Annotated in this window: 1 protein-coding gene; it reads right to left on the bottom strand. The window is 65.5% G+C overall.

Going from position 1 to position 226, the window contains the following annotated elements; genetic code table 11:
- Positions 1-226 (bottom strand): IS200/IS605 family transposase (gene tnpA / locus IF83_RS0129635; protein ID WP_030549531.1); only part of this gene is annotated, 226 nt, incomplete at both ends.

Genomic DNA, 226 nt, shown 5'->3' with positions numbered 1-226 from the left:
TGCGGGGAAGTCCTGTCGCAGGCGCCGTGCGGAGACGCCTTTGAGGCTGCCGACGAGCCGGGACAGGGCGACGGACGGCGGGTAGTGCACGAGCAGGTGCACATGATCGCTCTCGCCGTTGAACTCTTTGAGTTCCGCGCCGAAGTCCTCGCAGACCTTGCGCATGACCTCTTCGCAGCGGGTGAGGACCGCGTCGGTGAAGACATTCCGCCGGTACTTCGGCGTA

Source organism: Streptomyces albus subsp. albus, from assembly GCF_000719865.1.
In the GTDB taxonomy this organism is placed as follows: Bacteria; Actinomycetota; Actinomycetes; order Streptomycetales; family Streptomycetaceae; genus Streptomyces; species Streptomyces albus_E.
This window is presented reverse-complemented; position numbering and strand designations above follow the sequence as displayed.